The sequence below is a fragment of the Candidatus Darwinibacter acetoxidans genome (assembly GCF_041936445.1).
Classification (GTDB): Bacteria; Bacillota; Limnochordia; order Darwinibacteriales; family Darwinibacteriaceae; genus DTU010.
The window spans coordinates 1-1227 of sequence record NZ_JBHGXH010000280.1 but is presented as its reverse complement, the minus strand read 5'-3'; the positions used below and the strand labels follow the sequence as shown (position 1 = coordinate 1227).

Annotated in this window: 1 protein-coding gene; it reads left to right on the top strand. The window is 61.4% G+C overall.

Annotation, left to right across the window (positions count from 1 at the left end; all coding sequences use genetic code 11):
• Positions 1 to 1216: FAD-dependent oxidoreductase (locus ACE4YL_RS10855; protein WP_461369633.1), on the top strand; the 1216-nt coding region annotated here is incomplete at its 5' end.
• Between the last annotated feature and the right edge of the window lie 11 nt (positions 1217 to 1227).

Genomic DNA, 1227 nt, shown 5'->3' with positions numbered 1-1227 from the left:
TGCCGGGCTCCTGGAAAAGGCCGGCGTCGACGCGCTCCATGTTTCCGGGGGCGTCTACGGGTCGCCGCTGCCAATTATCGCCACCATGTATGAGCCGGAACCGCCGCTGGCACATTACGCCGCCGGTATCAGGGCCCGTGTTACTATCCCGGTAATTGCGGTAGGCAAGATCCATGATCCCGAGATCGGAGAGCGGCTCATCGCCGGCGGGAAAGCCGATTTTGTCTCCCTCGGCCGGGGGCTGATCACCGATTCACATTTTGCCAGGAAAGTTGAACTGGGCCAGATTAAAAACATCCGCAAATGCATCGAATGCAACCAGCTTTGCGTCGACCCGCTGCTGACAAAAGATCAACCGGTCGGCTGTATCTACAATGCCCGGGCCGGCAAAGAACATGAGTTCCCCTTTGTCAAGGCCCGCCGCAGTAAAAAAATTGTCGTTGTCGGCGGCGGCCCGGGAGGGCTGGAGGCGGCCCGCGTTGCCCGCGAGAGGGGGCACCAGGTGGTTCTTTTCGAGCGCTCCTCCGAGCTGGGCGGGCAGGGACGCCTCGCCCGGAAGCCGCCTCACAAGGAGCGCTTTGGTGAGATCCTGCGCTACCTCATCTACCGCGTCGAGACGCTGGATGTGGATATCCGCCTGAACAGCGTTGCTACTGAAGACAGGGTCATGCGGGAAAAACCGGATGCCGTGATCCTGGCCACGGGAGCGGTGCCGTTGATTCCCGCACTGCCCGGCATCGATCCCCGGCACGCCATCACGGCCTGGGATGTGCTGGAGGAGAAAGTTCGTCCCGGCAGGCATGTGGCTATAATCGGCGGCGGGCTGGTCGGCTGCGAGACCGCGGCCTATCTTGCTCAAGAGGACCGCCGCGTGATCATCCTGGAGATGCTAGGCGAACTGGCCCCCGACCAGAGCCCCTCCCTGCGCGGCGAACTGTTGAAGCGGCTGCACGAAAAGCCCGCTGTCGAGATCCGGACATTTACAGAGGTTCTCTCCATTGGCGAACACTCTATTACCCTCCGTAGCAACGGGCAGGAGTCGGCCATCGAGGATCTTGACACAATCATTATCGCCGCCGGCGCCCAACCGTACAACCCGCTCGAAGGGATCCTCAAACCCTTGATGAACGAAGTATACGCTGTCGGCGACTGCGACCGCCCCCGCAAGGCCGCGGAAGCGATCCACGAAGCCTTCCATGTCGCCTACCGCCTCTAGTTAGTTAACTT